12 protein-coding genes are annotated in these 18,299 nt (G+C 67.6%); all 12 read left to right on the forward strand.

Features of this window, described 5'->3' with window-relative positions; all coding sequences use genetic code 11:
- The first annotated feature begins 150 nt into the window (after positions 1–150).
- Positions 151–1,398 carry an NUDIX hydrolase gene (locus tag BCM27_RS25120; RefSeq protein WP_004021000.1) on the forward strand — a complete coding sequence of 416 codons (1,248 nt, stop codon included), beginning with the start codon at positions 151–153 and terminating at the stop codon, positions 1,396–1,398.
- Positions 1,289–4,123, forward strand: a complete 2,835-nt coding sequence (locus tag BCM27_RS25125) for a DUF6049 family protein (RefSeq protein WP_239450637.1) — start codon at positions 1,289–1,291, stop codon at positions 4,121–4,123. The genes BCM27_RS25120 and BCM27_RS25125 overlap by 110 nt, the downstream gene beginning before the upstream one ends.
- A 329-nt stretch (positions 4,124–4,452) precedes the next feature.
- The gene (murJ, locus tag BCM27_RS25130; RefSeq protein ID WP_033204335.1) at positions 4,453–8,109 is read left to right on the forward strand and encodes a murein biosynthesis integral membrane protein MurJ; all 3,657 of its coding nucleotides are present in this window, start codon (positions 4,453–4,455) and stop codon (positions 8,107–8,109) included.
- Between the two features lie 211 nt (positions 8,110–8,320).
- The gene (locus tag BCM27_RS25135) at positions 8,321–9,520 is read left to right on the forward strand and encodes a TetR/AcrR family transcriptional regulator (RefSeq protein WP_004020997.1); all 1,200 of its coding nucleotides are present in this window, start codon (positions 8,321–8,323) and stop codon (positions 9,518–9,520) included.
- A 727-nt stretch (positions 9,521–10,247) separates the two neighbouring features.
- Positions 10,248–10,982 (forward strand): glycosyltransferase family 2 protein, encoded by a 735-nt coding sequence (locus BCM27_RS25140; protein ID WP_239450638.1) that lies wholly within the window; start codon positions 10,248–10,250, stop codon positions 10,980–10,982.
- A 13-nt stretch (positions 10,983–10,995) separates the two neighbouring features.
- Complete coding sequence (locus tag BCM27_RS25145; protein WP_004020995.1) at positions 10,996–12,087, forward strand: glycosyltransferase family 4 protein; 1,092 nt, start codon at positions 10,996–10,998, stop codon at positions 12,085–12,087.
- Entirely contained in the window at positions 12,084–13,109 is a 1,026-nt protein-coding gene (locus BCM27_RS25150; protein WP_004020994.1) for an NAD-dependent epimerase/dehydratase family protein, read from the forward strand. Before BCM27_RS25145 ends, BCM27_RS25150 begins: the two co-directional genes overlap by 4 nt.
- A 7-nt stretch (positions 13,110–13,116) precedes the next feature.
- A complete protein-coding gene (rfbF, locus tag BCM27_RS25155) occupies positions 13,117–13,884 on the forward strand; it encodes a glucose-1-phosphate cytidylyltransferase (protein ID WP_004020993.1) in 768 nt (255 codons plus the stop codon).
- Complete coding sequence (locus BCM27_RS25160; protein WP_004020992.1) at positions 13,881–15,062, forward strand: DegT/DnrJ/EryC1/StrS family aminotransferase; 1,182 nt, start codon at positions 13,881–13,883, stop codon at positions 15,060–15,062. The genes rfbF and BCM27_RS25160 overlap by 4 nt, the downstream gene beginning before the upstream one ends.
- Before the next feature lie 6 nt (positions 15,063–15,068).
- Positions 15,069–17,273 carry a hypothetical protein gene (locus BCM27_RS26150; protein ID WP_033204217.1) on the forward strand — a complete coding sequence of 735 codons (2,205 nt, stop codon included), beginning with the start codon at positions 15,069–15,071 and terminating at the stop codon, positions 17,271–17,273.
- Complete coding sequence (locus BCM27_RS26155) at positions 17,270–17,464, forward strand: hypothetical protein (protein WP_004020990.1); 195 nt, start codon at positions 17,270–17,272, stop codon at positions 17,462–17,464. The genes BCM27_RS26150 and BCM27_RS26155 overlap by 4 nt, the downstream gene beginning before the upstream one ends.
- Entirely contained in the window at positions 17,461–18,294 is an 834-nt protein-coding gene (locus tag BCM27_RS26160; protein WP_004020989.1) for a glycoside hydrolase family 16 protein, read from the forward strand. Before BCM27_RS26155 ends, BCM27_RS26160 begins: the two co-directional genes overlap by 4 nt.
- Positions 18,295–18,299 lie beyond the last annotated feature (5 nt).

Consider the following 18,299-nt stretch of genomic DNA (forward strand, 5'->3'; position numbering starts at 1 on the left):
TACCGTCGTGACCCGCGCCGATGACGCCGCGCAGTTCGACGCCGACCACTCATACACTTCCCGCGCACTCTCGACATCCCGAATCCACAACCTACGCGCCCGGGGAGGCGTCCAGACAAACTGCAGGTGACCAGCCGCTAGCATCGTGGAGTGTCCACCGATTCCTCGACCAACCCTTCAGACGTCAGCGGCGTCTCGTCGGGTGCACATGGCGAGGGCGGCGGACAGGGCGAGCAGAACCCCGCCGGCCAGGGCCGTCGTTCCCGTCGCGGCCGCCGACGCCGGGGCCGTCGCAAGTCCGAGGCCCGCGGTGCCACGGCCGCCCACACGTCGGCATCGCACAAGCAGAGCGGCCATCCGCAGTCCTCGAACAGCCAGCCAAAGAACAAGCAGCCGGGTTCCGGCCAGGCGGGTTCCCGACCGGGCCACAAGCCGGGTTCACCCAACCCGGCGTCCGAGCCGGCACCGTCGACACACCACCCGACGCCGAACGACCTCGCGCGCGCCCGGGCGTCGGATCCCGGGTGCCCGGACCCCGTCGAGGCCGAACCGGTCGACAAACTCCCTGTCGATCCCGACCGCGCACGGCCGCGGGTCACCCCGCCGAAGCCGTCGGACATGGTCTCCGTCAGCGCCAAACTGACCAAGACCGGTCTGGCCCAGACGGGATCGGCGCCATCCGGAGGCAAGGCGGCGAAGGGCCGACGACGCTCATCACGACCCGACCGCGGATCCGAGCGTCCGGCCACCGAACGCACCCACTCCGACCGCGCCGGCACCGAGAAGCTCCGGACCGTGCGCGAGACCTCGGCGGGTGGCCTCGTCATCTCCGACCTCGACCTCCCCGTCGATCAATTGTCGGCGGCGCTCATCGGCCGGGTCGACCGGCGGGGACGCACGATGTGGTCGTTGCCCAAGGGCCACATCGAGACCGGCGAGACCGCCGAACAGACCGCGATCCGTGAGGTCGAGGAGGAGACCGGCATCCAGGGCACCGTGGTCGCCCCGCTCGGCAAGATCGACTACTGGTTCGTCAGCGAGGGGCGTCGAATCCACAAGACGGTGCACCACTATCTCCTGCGGTGCACCGGTGGCGAACTCTCCGACGCCGACTACGAGGTGTCCGAGGTGGCCTGGGTGCCGTTGCACGAGCTCCCGCGCCGGCTCACGTACTCTGACGAGCGACGACTCGCCCGGATGGCCCGCGGCGTGATCGCCGAGCTCGCCGCCGACCCGACCCGGCTGGCCCAGTCCGAGGCCGACAGCATTCGCACCGAACCCAACGCCTATGAGAAAGCCGCCGCCGCGCGCAACCAGCGCCGCAACGAGCCGCCACCCCCGGCTCGTCCTCGCCGGCGCCGGCGCCGTCCACGACGGCCCGCGGCCGGCGATGGCTGAGCCGCGTCCGTCCGCCGCCGCACCTCGTTCGTCTCGTTCATCGGCGCTGTCGCGCGCGACGCGGTCCCGTGCGCGCACAGCCCTGGCCGCGGCCGTGGTCCTGGCCGTCCTCGGTCTGACGCTCCTGTCCGGCGCGGTGGGATCGGGACCGGCCTCGGCGGCACCCGAGACGAGCACCAGCGGATCCGACACCGGATCCGGCACCTCGGACCAGCAATCCCCGAGCAGGTTCGCCCGCATCGTCATCGATTCGATGACGCCGAACATCGTGACCACGACCAGCCGACCGGTGGTCACCGTCAGCGGCCGCGTCGACAACGTCGGCGACCGGTCCATCACCGACCTCACCATCCGGCTCGAACGCGGGGATCCGGTCACGTCGGCCGCCGGCCTGCGGACCGATCTCGCCGACGAGGATCCCGCGGTCGCGGTGGCCGGTCCGTTCGAGGCGCTGTCCGACTCGCTCGCCCCCGGCGAGAGCGTCGGATTCCGCATGTCGATGGCCCTGTCGGCCAACAACGGACCCGACGGTCAGGGCCTGGCCATCTCCCGGACCGGGGTCTACCCGATGCAGGTGAACGTCAACGGCACGCCCGAGTACGGCAACACCGCGCAGGTCGCGGGATCACGCATGCTCTTGCCGGTGTTGTCCCTCCCGCCCGACGAGACCCGCGCGGAAGGGTACGTCGACCCGTCCATCGAGTACTCCGACACCGACCCGGTCGCCGGGCTCGGACCGGACGGGTCGATCTCGGCGAACCTGTCCAGCCCGGCGCGCATGACCATGCTGTGGCCGCTGGCCGCACCGCCCCAGCTCGCCCCCGGCGTGCTCGGGGGCAACACCGAACCGGTCCGGCTGATCAACGAGAACATGGCCCGTTCCCTCGCCGACGGTGGTCGTCTCGACGAACTGCTGACGGCACTGCAGAAGGTCGTCGGCGAACCCCCACCCGCGCAGTCGGATTCGACCGCGTCGGGCTCAGCTCCGCCGGAGACGTCGGAGAGCCCTGAACCCGCCGCACTGCCGGGGTCGGAGAAACTCGCCGACAGCATGTGCCTCGCCGTGGATCCCGACCTCATCGTCACGGTGCGCGCGATGTCACTGGGATACGAGGTGTCCGACAATCCCGCCGATCCCAGGTCGTCGACCCGCCCGGGCAGCGGAGTCGAGGCCGCCGGACGCTGGCTCGACACGCTGCGCTGGACCGCGCAGCGGATGTGCGTCGTGGCGCTGCCGTACGCGCAGGCGGACCTGACCTCGCTCTCCCGGATCGGCAACGCCGGACTCACCGAAGCCGGGCTGCGGTCGCCCGCCGACATCGTCGACACCGTCCTGGGTGTGCGGAGCGTGCGTGGTCTGTCGATACCGGCCCTGGGCGCCATCGACTCCGACGGTGCGGCGACGCTCACCGGGGCCGGGCTCGCCGCGACCGCGGTGGCGTCGAATTCCGTCGCACCGACGGGCCGTCGTGACGACGCTGGGCGCTACCGGATCGGCGACCTCGCGGCGCAGACCTACGATGCGCCGGTCACGGCGTCGTTCGCCGCCATCGGTACCGCGCCGTCCACCCCCGCGCTGACGCCACCCGATCAACGCGTCGACCTGTCCGACGAGTCCGAGGGAAGCCGCAGGCAGAGTGCGATCGGCGCGCTGGCGTACCCGGCGATCGCCGCCCCGGAGGCCGCACCGACCGGGTCCGATTCCCGGCCGTCGCCTCGCGACCCGATCGTCGGGAGATCGGCATTCCTGCTGCCACCGACGTACTGGTCTCCGACGACCACCGACGCCGAGGCCCTGTTCGCCACCGCGCGCCTGCTGCTCGAGTCCGGTGCCGCGACGCCGACACCCCTGCCGACGCTGGTCGCCGAACTCGGGTCCGCTCCCGAGCAGGCACGACTGATCGACCCGCCCGGGGTCGGGCCCGTCGGCCGCATCGGTTCGGTGCTGACAACCGACGCCACCGCGTCGATACGGCGCAACGTCGAGGACAGCTGGCAGTTCGAGGGCGCCCTGGTGCGCTCGGCGGATGTCGCCGCGACCCCCGAGCGCTACATGTCCCCGCTGCGCGAGGACCAGTTGCGGGCGATCCGCTCGCCGGATGCCTGGGGTTCGGCCGTCTACACCCATCTGCGCCGGGCGCAGGCCGAGCGCATCGACGCGGTGTCGTCGACCCTGCACGGGATGTCCCGGTCGGTCACGATCCTCGATCCCGGCGGTCGCTACACGCTGGCCTCCGAGCGCAGTCCGCTGCTGCTGGTCGTGAAGAACGACCTCGCGCTGCCGGTACGCGCCCGGATCACCACGTCCGAACCGGCCGGCATCGAGATCGGCGACCTCGGCGTCATCGAGATCCCCGCCCGCGGCACCCGGCAGATCCAGCTGCCCACGCAGGGCGAGGCCTCCGAGGCGATCAGTGTCGAGATCCGCTTGTCGACGGTCACCGGCGTGCCGCTCGGCGAGCCGATCAGTCTGTCCGTGCACACCAACGCCTACGGCAAACCGCTCTTCTACATCACGATCATCGCCGCGGCAGCACTCGTCCTGCTCACCGCCCGGCGCCTGTGGCATCGTTTCCGCGGCCAGCCCGATCCCGCCGACGCCGACCGGCCCGAACCCGACGAACTCGAGCGGATGCTCGCCGGAAGCGGGTATCAGGAGCGACGCCGTACCCTGCAGAGCGAGGGTCGGATGCACGGCGAGGAACCGGACGATGACCCCTCATGACCGACATCAGACGACCCGAGGACGGCGGCAGAAGCGACGTGACCTGGAACGATGAGCCGCGTGCACCGCGGTCGGGGAAACCCGGCCCGGTGCCGCCCCAGCGTCCCGAGCGCGCCGCACCCCAACGAATCCCACCCAACCGGATCGCCGGTGGCCGAGTCCCGCCCACGCGGATTCCGCCAGGGTCCCCGGACCCGAGGTCGACGAATCCCCGACCCGGCCGGCCCACTCCCTCGGCCGGTCGTCCGCCGACGCCCCGCCCGCCCGCACCCCCGGTGGCCCCGTCGGCCCGACCCGACGCGTCACCCGCTGAGGGCAACACGCGGATCATGACCGCGCCCGCCCCCGATCGTCCGTCGGGCGGCCCGGCGTCCACCGCCGCGGCGTCGGAGGAGAAGGCGTCGTCGACGGGTCTGGCTCGCGACTCCGACTCGAGCATCCTGCGCACCAGCGGATCCATCGCGATCGCGACACTGTTCAGCCGCATCACGGGCTTCCTGCGCACCGTGCTGATCCTGGCGATGCTCGGACCCGCCATCGCGTCGGCATTCCAGGCGGCCGATGTGCTGCCGAACATGATCGCCGAGGTGGTGCTCGGTGCGGTCCTGACCGCGATCGTGATCCCGCTGCTGGCCCGGGCCGAAGCCGAGGACAAGGACGGCGGAGAGGGGTTCATCAACCGGATCTTCACCATCACCGTCGTCGTCCTCGGGTCGGCGACGGTGGTGGCGGTGATCGCGGCACCGCTGCTGACCTATCTCAATCTGGGCGACGGCCAGGTCGATCGCGAGCTCGCCACCGCGCTCGCCTACCTGCTGCTCCCGGAGATCCTGTTCTACGGACTGTCCGCGCTGTTCATCGCGATCCTCAATCTCCGCGGACACTTCAAACCGGGAGCCTGGGCACCCGTCCTGAACAACGTCGTGCAGATCACCACGCTCGTGCTCTATGCGGTGGTGCCCGGCGAGATCACCCTCAACCCCGTCCGGATGTCCGACCCGCAACTGCTGGTGCTGGGTATCGGTTGCACGACCGGTGTCGTCTTGCAGGCCCTCATCCTGGTGCCGTTCCTGCGGAAGTCGGGCGTGCGCCTCCGCCTGCAGTGGGGCATCGATGACCGGTTACGCCAGTTCGGGAACATGGCGGTCGCCATCGTCGCCTATGTCGCACTGCTCCAGGTGGGCCTGATCGTCACGTACCGGATCGCGTCGTCGGCCGACGCCTCAGGCGTGAGCATCTACTTCACCCACTGGCAGTTGCTGCAGCTCCCGTACGGCGTGTTGGGCGTGACCATCCTGACCGCGATCATGCCGCGACTGTCACGCAACGCCACCGCGGACGACACCAAGGCCGTCGTCGACGATCTCTCGCTGGCGACCAGGCTCACGATGGTCGCCCTCGTCCCGGTCGTGTCGTTCATGACGTTCTTCGGACCGGCCATCGCCATCGCCGTGTTCAACTTCGGCAAGTTCGACGCCGCGTCCGCGTCGCAACTGGGTTCGGTGCTGTCCTGGGGTGCGTTCACGCTCATCCCGTATTCGATGACCCTCGTCCAGCTCCGCGTGTTCTATGCGCGCGAGGACGCGTGGACCCCGACGTTCATCGCGCTGGGCATCACCGTGGTCAAGGTCGCGTCGTCGTATCTCGGGCCGGTGCTCTTCGACGATCCCGAACTCGTCGTGCGCTGGCTCGCGCTGTCGAACGGACTGGGCTATCTCGTCGGTGCCGTCGTCGGACACTTCCTGCTCCGCAGCCGGCTGCGCGGGGCCCGGCTCTCCGATGTGGCACGCACGTCCGTCGTGACCTTCGCCGTCTCGATCGGGGTCTCCGGGACCGTCTGGGCCGTGGCGAAGCTGAGCGGTCTCGACCACATGATCGGCTGGCTGGGCAAGGTCGGTTCCGTGCTCTACCTCGGCCTCACCGCCGCGGTGGTGCTCGCGGTGACCTACGCCGGACTGGCCGCGGCCCGCGTGCCCGACGTGGTCGCGATCGGGCTGGCGGTTCGACGCCTCCTCGGCCGGTTCATCCCCTCGCTCGCCCCGCCGGCACAGCCCGAACGTGAACAGTCACCGGCGATCACAGTTCAGTTTCCGCGGGTCACCGGCGACGAATCGCTCCCGTACTCTGGTCAGGTACAGGTGCTGCGCCGCTTCGACAGAGGTACCGCGACGTGGCAGTCGTACTCCGTGCATTCCGGTGGCGCGATCGGCGCGACCCGGGATGTGCGCCCCATCCCGGAACGCGCGCCGGTGCCGCGCGACATCAGATACCGCAGGAGAGGAGTCCGTCGCGTGAGTGACAGTGAGGTCGACACCACCGCTGCCACCGGGCCGCCCACCGAGCCCGGAGCCGGCGACACACCCACTCCACCGACTCCGACTCCCGCCGATGCCGGTACGGCCGGTACCGCCGACACCGCAGCGAGCCCCCGCCGCCGCGGACCGCGCCTCATCCCCGGCGCGGCGGTCGCCGGTGGTCGGTACCGACTGCTCGAGCAGCACGGCGGCACCCGCGGACTCCAGTTCTGGCGAGCCCAGGACATCAACCTCGACCGCGAGGTCGCACTGACCTTCGTCGACGCCGAGCAGTTGGCGCCGCCCCCCGAACGCGGCCAGGCCGCGAAGATGTCCGACCAGGGACCGCAGGCAGTCCTGTCGCGCACCCTGCGTCTCGGCCAGATCAACTCCGACGGCGTGGCACGCGTCCTCGACGTCGTCCGCGGGTCCTCCGGCGGCATCGTCGTCGCCGAGTGGGTGCCCGGATCATCGCTGGCCGATGTGGCGCGATCGGAACCGTCACCGATCGGCGCCGCCCGCGCGGTGCGTTCGCTCGCAGCGGCCGCCGAGATCGCCCACCGCTCCGGTGGTGCGTTGTCGATCGATCATCCCGACCGCATCCGGATCAGCCACGACGGCAATGCTGTGCTGGCGTTCCCGGGGACCCTTGCCGGCGACGACAAGGCGTCCGACGTCCGCGGACTCGGGGCGGTGCTGTACGCGCTGCTGCTCAATCGCTGGGCGCTCGACCCCGCCGACGGGTCCCGGCTGATCACCACCGCCGACGCCGCCGAACCCGTGGGCGGGATCCCGGTCGCCGCTCCCGGTGACGACGGCCGACCGGTCGAGCCGCGAGTGATCAAGCCCGACACCCCGTTCGAGATCTCGGCTGTCGCCGCGCGCGCGCTCGACGGGACCCGGGGTATCCGAACCGCCGCCACCGTCCAGCATGTGCTCGACCAGGCCACCGTCGTCGACCTCAACACCGACATGCTGCCGGCCATCACCGATGCCGACGCTCCACCGCCGGTGACGGTGACACCGCGTCTGGGCGGCAGCGGCGGCGAGAAGCCGCCGCGGCGCAACCTGGCGTTGCTCATCGGCGCCGGACTCCTGGCGCTGTTCATCGTCATAGCGCTGATCGTGGGCGCCACCAACGTCTTCGGTGGCAGCAATGGATCGAGCGACATCGACTCCATCCTCACCACCACCGAGCCTGCGCCCTCGCCCGGCGCCAACCCGCCGCCGACCCCGGCGGCGCCGGCTGCTCCGACACCGATCGCGCTGCAATCGGTCTCGGTGGTCGATTTCTCCGCGCAGACGCCGGACAACTCGGCGAATGTCCGCAACGTGATCACCGGTGCCGCACCGCCGTGGCAGACGGACAATTACCGCGGCCGGCCGGATTTCGGCGGACTCAAGCCGGGATTGGGACTCATGTTCGACCTCGGCGCGGAGCGCGCGGTCCGGTCGGTCACCATCGAGAGCCCGACGCCCGGTATCGGCGTCGAGATCCGTACCGCACCGTCGGCGCGTCCGGCCTTCGCCAGGACCACGACGGTGGCCTCGGGACAGGTGGACCAGGCGTCGACCACGATCCCGATCGCGCAACCGCCGACCACCCGTTATGTGATGGTCTGGCTCACCAGCCTGCCGAGTTCCGGAAGCGGCTACCAGGCGGAGATCTCTCGCGTCACGATGGCCGGCTGACACGCCGCCGCATGTAACCGGCCGTGGCTCGCTGCGAGTGATCGGCAGCGAGTGATCGAGATCATGCGTGCAACTTCGGGCTCCGCTCCGACTAACTCATATGGAGAACTGCAGCCCCCGCCTACACGACAATCGTGATTCCGAAGCATCAGTTCAGTCAGCTGAACCGCTGACGGCGACGACGCCGCCTCCGGAACGAGGGCAACCGGGGGTGGCGAGCCCCACTCGGCCGGACCGGTTCGTCACGGCAGCCACGACCCTTTTCCAGGACCACGGCTACCGCAACGTGAGTATGGAACAGATCGGTGGGGCAGTCGGCTTGACGGGACCGGCCGTGTATCGGCATTTCCCGTCCAAACAGGACATCCTCGCGACGGCGCTGACAACACAGGTCCACACCGTGCGTGACTTCCTGTCGGATGCGCAAGATCGTGGCGACACACCGGTCGAGCAACTCGGACTGTTCTTCGACGCCTTGAGTGAGATGACTGCGCATCGGGACGCCTCCACGCTCTGGAATCGCGAACGGCTGCACCTCTCTCACGCGGACCTCGACACCATGAACGCGTACTTCGGCGTGCTGACGGACAAGTTGGCATGCAAGATCTGTGCCGCCCGACACGACGTCGACTCGATGGACGCGAAACTCCTCGCCACGGCCGCCCTGAGCGTGTACTCGAACGCCGCCCAGATCCGCGGATCGCTCACCGCAAAACGACTGATGAAAGTGCAACGCGCCGTCACTGACTCGATTCTCGGTTGCGAGCTACCGCGGGCGCCCGGCCCTCCGGTTGCACAAGCGTCACACTCACGCCGCAGTCCCGCCGCGCGACGTGAACGCATCCTCGACGCCGCCACCCAATTGTTCTTCGACCGCGGGTTCCGCGATGTCCGCATCGACGAGATCGCCGCTCGAGCCGGGGTGTCGGTGACGACCGTCTACCAGGAGTACGCCGGCAAAACCGTCATCCTGGGGACCGTGCTCCGCCGGGGCCTCGAGGGTCTCTTGTCGGCCTCCATCGCTGCGCTCGACGGTTCGTCCCGAACAGACGCGCTCGATGTGCTGCTCGGCACCTTCGTCGAGTTCTCGCTCAGCTCGAACGGGCGGATACTCGCGGTGGCTCTTCGTGATGCCGTGTATCTGCCGGAGGAGAGTCGGATCGCGCTCGGCCGGACAGCCTCGGACTACACCGCCGAGTGGACCACGGCGATCCTCGCGCAGACGCCTGGTTTGTCGATCGACGATGCGAAGGCTCTGGAGAAGTCGCTCGCCGGATTCGCCTGCGAGGTGATCTCGTCGCCTGAACTCAGGTCCCGACCCGGCATCGACAGCGAGCTTCGAGCCCTGGCCTACGGCATCCTGAGTCCGTCCGGGCTCAGCAGATCGCACCCACGTAGGTCCGCGCACTGACATCAGCAGTGCCGATCGCGCGATCTGCACATTTCGATACCAAATAGTGACCTCTGCTCTTTTCGTCGGTACAGCAGCGGCGGAGCGACCACACGCGGAACCTCACGGGCGATCCGACCGCGAGGAGTGTGCCCCGAAATCGGGAATCTGCACCGGACGCGATTGCACAATGCCGACTCACTGGATCGTCCTTCACACCGACGGTGCCGAGCGGACGAACAGCGAATTTCCGGAACCCGATTCGTCGACTGTCCTGGATCGGTTCGCACCGAGCACCCGTTACACCGGGTAGTGGGCATTAACGCTCAGCTCTCCCGATGGCCGTGCGGTCTGTTCTCCGTACCGTCGGGTATCCGGGTGGAGAGCGAATCAGCATGCGGCACCGTTCTTTACGAGACGATGTCGGGACGCGGTCACCGGCCGCGACCGGTGCGTCTTCGCCTCGCCAATGCCACGAACCTCTGCTAGCGTCGATTTCAGGTCGTCGGGGAGGGCGACCATCTCTACTTCAGAACACGCGACCGCTCGACTCGCTAAGTCGATGCTTCCGGGGGGAAGTCTCGTCCTTGCATTGTGGTTGAACCGTGCGCGGGATCGGAACACAATGATCGAAACAGCCAATCACAGCAATGGGTCAGCAGCCCTTGCGGCACAGTCGGATACGCACCACCGACTCATCGACCCGAAGCCGGGCACGCAACGAGAACGCGCTCGGCCGACGCAAACGGTGAGCCTCGTCATCCCGGTGCGGAACGAGGCGCGGAACATCGGCTGGGTCCTCGAGCAGATACCCGAACGCATCGACGAGATCATCCTCATCGACGGAAACTCCACCGACGCAACGGTTATCACCGCTCGCAGTTGCCGACCCGACATCAAGGTCGTTCAGCAACAGGGCCCGGGCAAGGGAAGCGCACTGCGAACCGGTTTCGCGTCCGCGAGCGGCGACGTCATCGTCATGATGGACGCCGACGGAAGCATGGCGCCGCAGGAGATCACCCATTTCCTGCACTTCCTCGAGAACGGCTACGACTTCGTCAAGGGTTCGAGATTCATGGGCGGGGGCGGATCGCTCGACATCACCCGGTTCCGGCGCCTGGGCAACTACGGGCTGCTCGCCTTCTTCAACAGCCTCTACCGAACCGACCTGACCGATCTCTGCTACGGATTCTGCGCCTTCCACCGTCGATACCTCGACCTACTCGACCTCCAGGCCACCGGTTTCGAGATCGAAGCCGAGATGACGGTGCGCGCGGTGCAGGCAGGTCTTCGCATCGCCGAAGTGCCCAGCCTGGAAATGCCGCGTCGCACAGGACATTCCAACCTCAATGCCATCACCGATGGTCGCCGGGTCCTCCGCACGGTGTGGCGAGCTCGACGTGATGAGGGTGTGTCCGCCGCCGGCGCGGCTGTTCGCGGTCCCGAGAGCGCCCATCCCGCGTCACACCACACCGCTTCGTGAGCGACCGACGACCATGACCGCCGAAGCCGCCGCCATCCGCGGACGCCGCATCGTCGTGCTGACCGACCGAATGAGTCCCGGTGGAGTGAGTCACTTCATTCTGCAGATCGCCACCCACTTCGCTCGCCAGGGCCACCGAGTCGACGTGGTCTCCCTGGCGCCAGGGGAGTGGGACCACCGCCTCACCGAGTCAGGCATCCGGCGGCATCTTCTCATGTCCCCCAGCGCACTCCGAAGACTACGGTCGGCCGATGTGATCCACTGCCAGCAGCGATTTCTGGGGTTCGTCAGTACACTCCTCGGACGTCGTTCGCGCACAATCGAACACGTTCACAACGTATTGACCGACCATCCGACGGCGTCCTACCGCACCCCGCGGATCGTCGCGGTGTCGGCGGCCATCCGGGAGTCACTTCTCGCCCATTACCCTCACCTGTCACCCCATCGGGTCTCGGTGGTGCACAACGGTGTACACAAACTACGCACCGCTCCGCCGGCCTACGAGGACCGGTCCTATGATTTCGTGAACGTGGCACGGTTCGACGAGCAGAAAGACCCGTTGCTCTTTCTCGAACTGGCCAAGGAACTCTCGAGGCGGCACACCGCGCTCCGGTGCCTGTGGATAGCGCCGGGCTCCGGACCCCTGCGGGACCGATTCCTGCACCGCCGGCGCGAACTCGGCCTCGAGCGCATCGTCGACCTGAGCATCGGCGACACCCACGCGCACACACGCGCGCAGGTCGCACGGTCTCGTGTCTTCCTTCTCACGTCGCAGTGGGAGGGGCTACCCCTGTCCGCTCTCGAGGCGCTGGCCAGCGGCACACCCGTGGCGACCACCCCGTGCGGCGAGATCACGCGCATCGTGTCGCAACGGTCCTGTGGTCTGGTGATCGACACCGAGGCGGCCGATCGTGTCGGCCCCCTCCTCGACGTCGTCGAGGACCGGTCTCGATGGGAACGGTTGTCGCAGCGAGCCTTCGAAGTCGCCGACGACTACAGCGAGACCCGCATGACAACGCAGGTCGAACGAATCTACGCCGGCATCGACCCGGCATTCATCGAGGCTCCACGGGACCTCGACAACCAACCGACAGGAAGACGATGAAGGTACTCGTCACCGGACATCTCGGCTACATCGGCGCCGAGCTGGTCCCCATGCTGGTCGACACGGGACATGACGTGGTCGGGCTCGACACCGACTACTATCGTGACCGCGACTTCCGTACCGAGCCGATGGATGTACCGACGATCCACATGGACATTCGGGACGTGGAGCCGCGCCACCTGGCGGGCTTCGACGCGGTGGTACACCTGGCCGCACTCTCCAACGACCCGGTGAGTGAACTGAATCCGCAACTCACCTACGACATCAACCTCGATGCCAGCGTGGGACTCGCCCGTGCCGCGAAGGCCGCCGGCGTCGCACGCTTCGTCTTCTCGTCATCGTGCAGTCTGTACGGCAGCGGCTCCGACGGGGCACTGCGTGAGGACGCCGACATGGTCGCGGTGACCGCGTACGGTGAGTCCAAGGTCCTTGCTGAACAACAGATCCGGACACTCGCCGACGAGACCTTCTCGCCGACGTTCCTACGGAACGCCACGGCCTACGGTATCTCTCGCCGCCTACGGACAGATGTCGTGGTCAACAACCTCGTCGGCCATGCGGTGACGTCCGGGCGGGTGCTGCTGATGAGCAACGGACAGGCTTGGCGCCCGCTGGTCCACGTGCGCGATATCGCGCACGCGATGCTCACCGTGCTCGGATCACCCACGGACGCAGTGCACAACGAGGTCTTCAACGTCGGCCGGACCACCGAGAACCATCAGATCCGCGACGTTGCGAAGATGGTCGCCGACATCGTGCCGAACTGCGAGGTGGCCTTCGCCGACGAGGTGAGCGCCGACATCCGCAACTACGTCGTCGACTTCACCAAGATCGAATCGGCACTCCCGGGTTACTCGCCGCAGTGGACCCTGGCCACGGGAATCGCGGAGATCTACGACGCCTACGTCGACGAGGGTTTGGATGCCGACCGATTCGGGGGGAACGACTTCGTCCGACTCCGAGTCCTGCACGAGCTGCTCGAGCGCGACGCCCTCGACGGCGATCTCCGGTGGAAGGAGTGATCTCGAGATGAAGGCTGTGATCCTCGCCGGAGGCAGGGGTACTCGGATCAGTGAAGAATCCGTCGACCGCCCCAAACCCATGGTCGAGATCGGCGGACGTCCGATCATCTGGCACATCATGCAGATCTATGCGGCGGCCGGTGTGACGGATTTCGTTGTGCTGCTCGGTTACAAGGGCTACATGATCAAGGAGTTCTTCGCCAACTACTTCTTGCACGCCAGCGATGTCACCGTGGATCTGGGTAGTGGGGCGATCGAGAATCTGTCGTCGAAGGGTGTGCCGTGGCGCGTCACCCTCCTCGACACCGGCCTCGACACCATGACAGGTGGGCGCCTCCTACGCGCTCGAGAGCACATCGGGAACGAGACCTTCTCGTTCACCTATGGTGACGGTGTCGCCGACGTCGACATCCGAAAGGTGGTCGCGCATCACGAGATGTCGGGCAACATCGCGACCGTGACGGCGGTGCAGCCACCCGGACGCTTCGGCACCCTGGACGTCTCGTCACCGCAGACCAGGTTCGTGGAGAAACCGCAGGGTAGCAGCGGGTGGATCAATGGCGGCTTCTTCGTCTCCTCGCCGAAGATCCTCGACTACATCGCGGGCGACGCCACCCTGCTGGAGAAGGAACCACTCGAGACCCTCTCCGCCGAAGGCCAGTTGTCGGCGTACCAGCACCACGGGTTCTGGCGCGGCATGGACACCATCTGGGACAAGGTCTTCCTGAACGATCTGTGGGAACGCGGCGAGGCGCCTTGGAGGTGCTGGTCATGACCGCCACCACCACGACCGGACAACCGACCGTACCGGTGTACCGTCCCTATCTCGGCGAGGATGTCCGCCAGGCAGCGGTGGATGCGCTCGCCGCCGGGTGGCTGGGTATGGGGGCCCTGAGCCGAGAGTTCGAGGAGTCCGTCGGGGACTTTCTCGAACTGTCCGAGGACCGGGTCGTGGCCACGAACTCGTGCACCGAGGCGCTCCACCTGGCCGCACAGTTGATCGGACTCGGTCCATCCGACGAGGTGATCTGTCCGGCTTTCACCTACGTGGCGGGCCATCAGGCCATCACGCGGACCGGCGCCGACGTGGTCTTCTGCGACATCGAGCCGCGGTTTCTGAACATTGATCCCCGGCGCGTTCGCGAACTCATCACGCCTCGGACCAAGGCGATCATGATCGTCGACTACCTCGGATTCCCTTGCGAGATGGACGAACTGATGGCCACCGCAGACGAGCACGGGCTTCGCGTCATCGAGGATGCGGCGCATGCCTTCGGCAGCTTCCGCGGGAGCCGTCGCGTCGGATCACACGGTGACATCACGTGTTTCAGTTTCGGGCCGGTCAAGATGATCACCACGCTTGAAGGCGGGGCCATCATCACGTCGAATCCCGCCGACGTTTCGGTCCTTCGTGAACTCCGGCATCTCGGTATCGACTCGGACACCGACGCGCGCTATCGGAATCAGCGCAACTGGGATTTCGACGTCGTACGGCAAGGCTACCGGTGCCACCTCGGTTCGGTTCCGGCCGCCATCGGACTGTCGCAGCTGAGGCGCGTCGAGGAGTTCATCGCGAATCGTCAACGCTACTGCCGCTTGTACGACTCGGCGTTCGCGGATCTCCCCGAGGTCGAGTTGTTCGACACGGATTGGACCGGAATAGCGCCGTACATCTATGTGATCCGGGCCGGTGGCCGCTCCGAGCGCGCCGCCCTCATCGATCATCTCAAGTCGCACGGGGTCGCCACCGGTATTCACTTCCAGGGCGCGCATCAGTTCAGCTACTACCGGGACAGCCGCCGTGGCGACCTCACCGTCACCGAGGCCGCTGCAGATCGCGTGCTCACGCTCCCGCTGCACTCCTACATGACCGAGGCCGATCTCGACCGGGTGGTCACCGCAGTGCGGTCGTTCTATGGTTCGACGGCCGGCGCGGTTCGAGCAAGCGGGTAGGCACGCGTGTCACACAGACTCGACGTCGAGACGCGGGCGATTCCGGACAGACCCTCCGCGAACCCGCCGGTCTCCGACTCGGCGGCCGGGATCGCACTGGCCTCCATGGCGGCCATCGCACTCTCGGCCGCCATCACGGTCCTCACCGCGTTCGGGGTGTCCGACCTGTTCCCGGAGGGTCTCCGCGCCGTGGTGGTCGTCGCCGTCACCCTGGTCCTTCCGGGTCTGCCGGTCGCGGGACTGTTGGCGTTGCCGCGCAACGGGCTTCTCCCCAGCGTCACGATCGCGCTGTCGCTGAGCACAACCATCATCCTCTCGCTGGCGTCACTCGTCGCGGACCTCTGGCATCCGCTTCTCCAACAAGGTCTCGTGCTGGCCATGTCCGCCGCCGCAACCGTCGTTCTCATCCGGACCCGATGCCCTGGATCGAACCTCCGCGCATGCTTCGCGGGCATCGAACCGGCAGTGCGAACCGCGGCTCGAGCCGGGGATCCGGCCACCGGGGCTCTACTCGTCGCCTCTGCGACCCTCCTTGCGGTTGCCATCACACGACTACGTCCCGAACAGGCCGGTGTGTACGGGCTCGTGCCGATCCTCGGAATCCCTTATCTCGCGGGTCTCGCCACGCTGTGCGTCGCGCTGTTCCGGGAGTACCGGCGGCGCCGGCTGCACCGGGCCGGTCTGGCGACCGCCAATGTGCTGCTCGTGATGTACATGAGCATGACTGTCGCATGGGCAAGTGGCGCACCGCCGTTCCCGACCGCGTACGTTCACCGGTTCCTCACCAACTGGATCTCCGAGCTCGGCGCGCTGCCACCGGCGGTCGACGGCCGGATCAGCTGGAGCGGGTTCTTCGCGGGTGCGGGTCAGGTGATGACCACGGGCGGTCTCGACGACAGCCTCGTCTTTCTCACCAGCGCATCATTGGTATTCGGTGTGCTGCTGATGTTTCCACTGTATGCACTCGGCCACAGCCTCTCCGGGAGTGCGCGCGTGGGGTGGGCGACCATCACCATCTACATCCTGTTCAACTGGTATCAGCAGGATTACTTCGCGCCGCAGGCGGTCGCGATGCAGTTGTACGTGACGATCATGGCTGTCATGGTCTGGCAGTTGCAGACGGCGCCGTTGCCGACCGTCGGATCGTGGCGGACCTGGCGACGGGTGCCGGGACGGCCCGCGGGCCGCGGACCGGGATTCCTCTACGGCATCGAGGCAGTGCTCCTCGTCCTGCTCGCCGCCATGGTGGTCACCCACCAGTTGACGCCGATGGTGACGATCGCTTCCCTGGCCGGCCTCGCGATCGTCGGGTCGACACGCCACAAACTGCTGTGGCTGGGCGGCCTCCTCCTGTTCACGGCGTGGTTCACCTTCGGGGCGAGCGGATACTGGCTCGGGCATCTCGACCAGATCCTCGGCGAGATCGGGGACGTCACGGCCAGTGTCAATTCCGGTCTCTCGGACCGGATCGCCGGAGATCCGGTGTACAGCAGGATGCAGTACCTCCGGATCGGCGGCACCCTGTTGTTGTTCGGGGTGGCCGTGTTCGGTTGGTTCCGCCTCCGCCGGAGTCGATTTCGGGCCCCGTTGACGGTCTTCTCGCTCGTCCCGTTCCTGTTGGTCGTGGTGCAGAGCTATGGCGGGGAGGTCGTCGTACGGTGTTTCCTCTATGCGTCGCCGGCCCTTGCCGCACTGGCCGCGTTGGCCATGGTCGGCCTGGCGCGGCGCCTCGAGTCCTCCGCGCGCGCGCCGATCACCGCCGTCGCCGTAGGCACGATCACACTCACCTTCCTGATCGCGCTCCTCGGAGTCTCCAACCGCGGCCTGAACACCTCGTTCGAACAGTCTCGTCCGGAGACCGTACGGGTCGCCGACGAGCTGGTCGCGCAAGCACCGGCATCGTCCATCGCCTACTGGGGCCAGGGCACGACCATCGGATTCCCGCGGGCCTACGACATCGGTGCATCGTGCATCGCCGACGATCGGGAGCTGGCCGAGTGCACCGCAGGTGAGGACATCGATTATCTGATCGTCACCGAACAGGACGAGAGACTCCTCCATTATCGGTACGGCATCGCACCGGCCGAGGTCGCCCGGCAGCTCGATCTCCTGGTGGTCCGTGACGGCTTCGTCTCGGCCTACGACGACGGTCAGGTCCACGTCCTCAAGCGGGCGGGCGCCCGCCACCTCGATCTGGGGACGGCGCCGTGATCGCCACGATCGTCCTCTTGCTCTCCGCCGCAGCGCTTCTCGTCGTCGCCACCGTCCGGCGCGAGCACCGCGTGGATGCCCGCGGAGGCACCGCCTCCGATTCGGCCTCGCGACTCGTCACCGTCGCCGCACTCCTGACGTCGGGGATCGCGGCCGCCTCGGCGCTGCTCTACATGGTGGATCGACTGTGACACGGAACCCGGCCGGCATCGTTCGGCGTACCGTCCTACAGCTACTCGCGTTGGTTCTGCTCGCGCCGCTGGCCGCGTGCGGGGACTCTCCCGCGCGTGGCGTACCCCGCGGGGACCTGCCCGGTTGGAAGCAGGTCTTCTTCGACGACTTCGATCGCGATGCCCCAGTCGGGAGCTGGGCCAACGAATGCTCTCCCTACGACGTGGCGTACACCGGCGCGCAGGGTCAGCGGTGGTTGACCTACCCGCGCTGCTACCTGGACACCTTCGACCGTCGCCCCTACCGTGCGGACGAGGTGCTGAGCGTGAGCGACGGTCGGCTCGTCTTCGACCTACACAATGTCGACGGCGTCCCGGCGGGCGCCAATCCATCTCCCGTGCTGGACACCGGCAGCCAGTATCAGACCTACGGGCGGTACTCCGTCCGCATGCGGGTCGACGAGCCCGACCTCGACGAGTACTACGTCGCCTGGCTCCTGTGGCCGCAATCGGAGCAGTGGCCGCGCGACGGCGAACTCGACTTCCCCGAAGGATGGTTGTCGAGAACGGTTGGCGGTTACCAGCATTTCGCCGGCGGGGGTGCGTGCGACGGATGCAAGATCCAGTCGCGGGACATCGGCGCGAGATTCACCGACTGGCACACCTACACGATCGAGTGGACGCCGGGGCGGGTGCGCTATCTGCTCGACGACACCGTCGTCCTGGACAGCACCCAGTGGGTACCGACGACCCCGATGCGTTGGCAGCTGCAGACCGAGACCAGGGGTGACGGGGACAGTCGCGGCCGGTTGCTCGTGGACTGGGCTGCGGTGTGGTCGTACGACAGGTGACCGGC

The organism is Gordonia terrae (genome assembly GCF_001698225.1).
Lineage (GTDB): Bacteria > Actinomycetota > Actinomycetes > Mycobacteriales > Mycobacteriaceae > Gordonia > Gordonia terrae.

Bases quoted from the DNA above. Each gene is read 5' to 3' on its own strand.
- BCM27_RS25125 (WP_239450637.1), top strand. From the start codon at position 1,289: ATGAGAAAGCCGCCGCCGCGCGCAACCAGCGCCGCAACGAGCCGCCAC.
- murJ (WP_033204335.1), top strand. From the start codon at position 4,453: ATGACCGCGCCCGCCCCCGATCGTCCGTCGGGCGGCCCGGCGTCCACC.
- BCM27_RS25145 (WP_004020995.1), top strand. From the start codon at position 10,996: ATGACCGCCGAAGCCGCCGCCATCCGCGGACGCCGCATCGTCGTGCTG.
- BCM27_RS25150 (WP_004020994.1), top strand. From the start codon at position 12,084: ATGAAGGTACTCGTCACCGGACATCTCGGCTACATCGGCGCCGAGCTG.
- rfbF (WP_004020993.1), top strand. From the start codon at position 13,117: ATGAAGGCTGTGATCCTCGCCGGAGGCAGGGGTACTCGGATCAGTGAA.
- BCM27_RS25160 (WP_004020992.1), top strand. From the start codon at position 13,881: ATGACCGCCACCACCACGACCGGACAACCGACCGTACCGGTGTACCGT.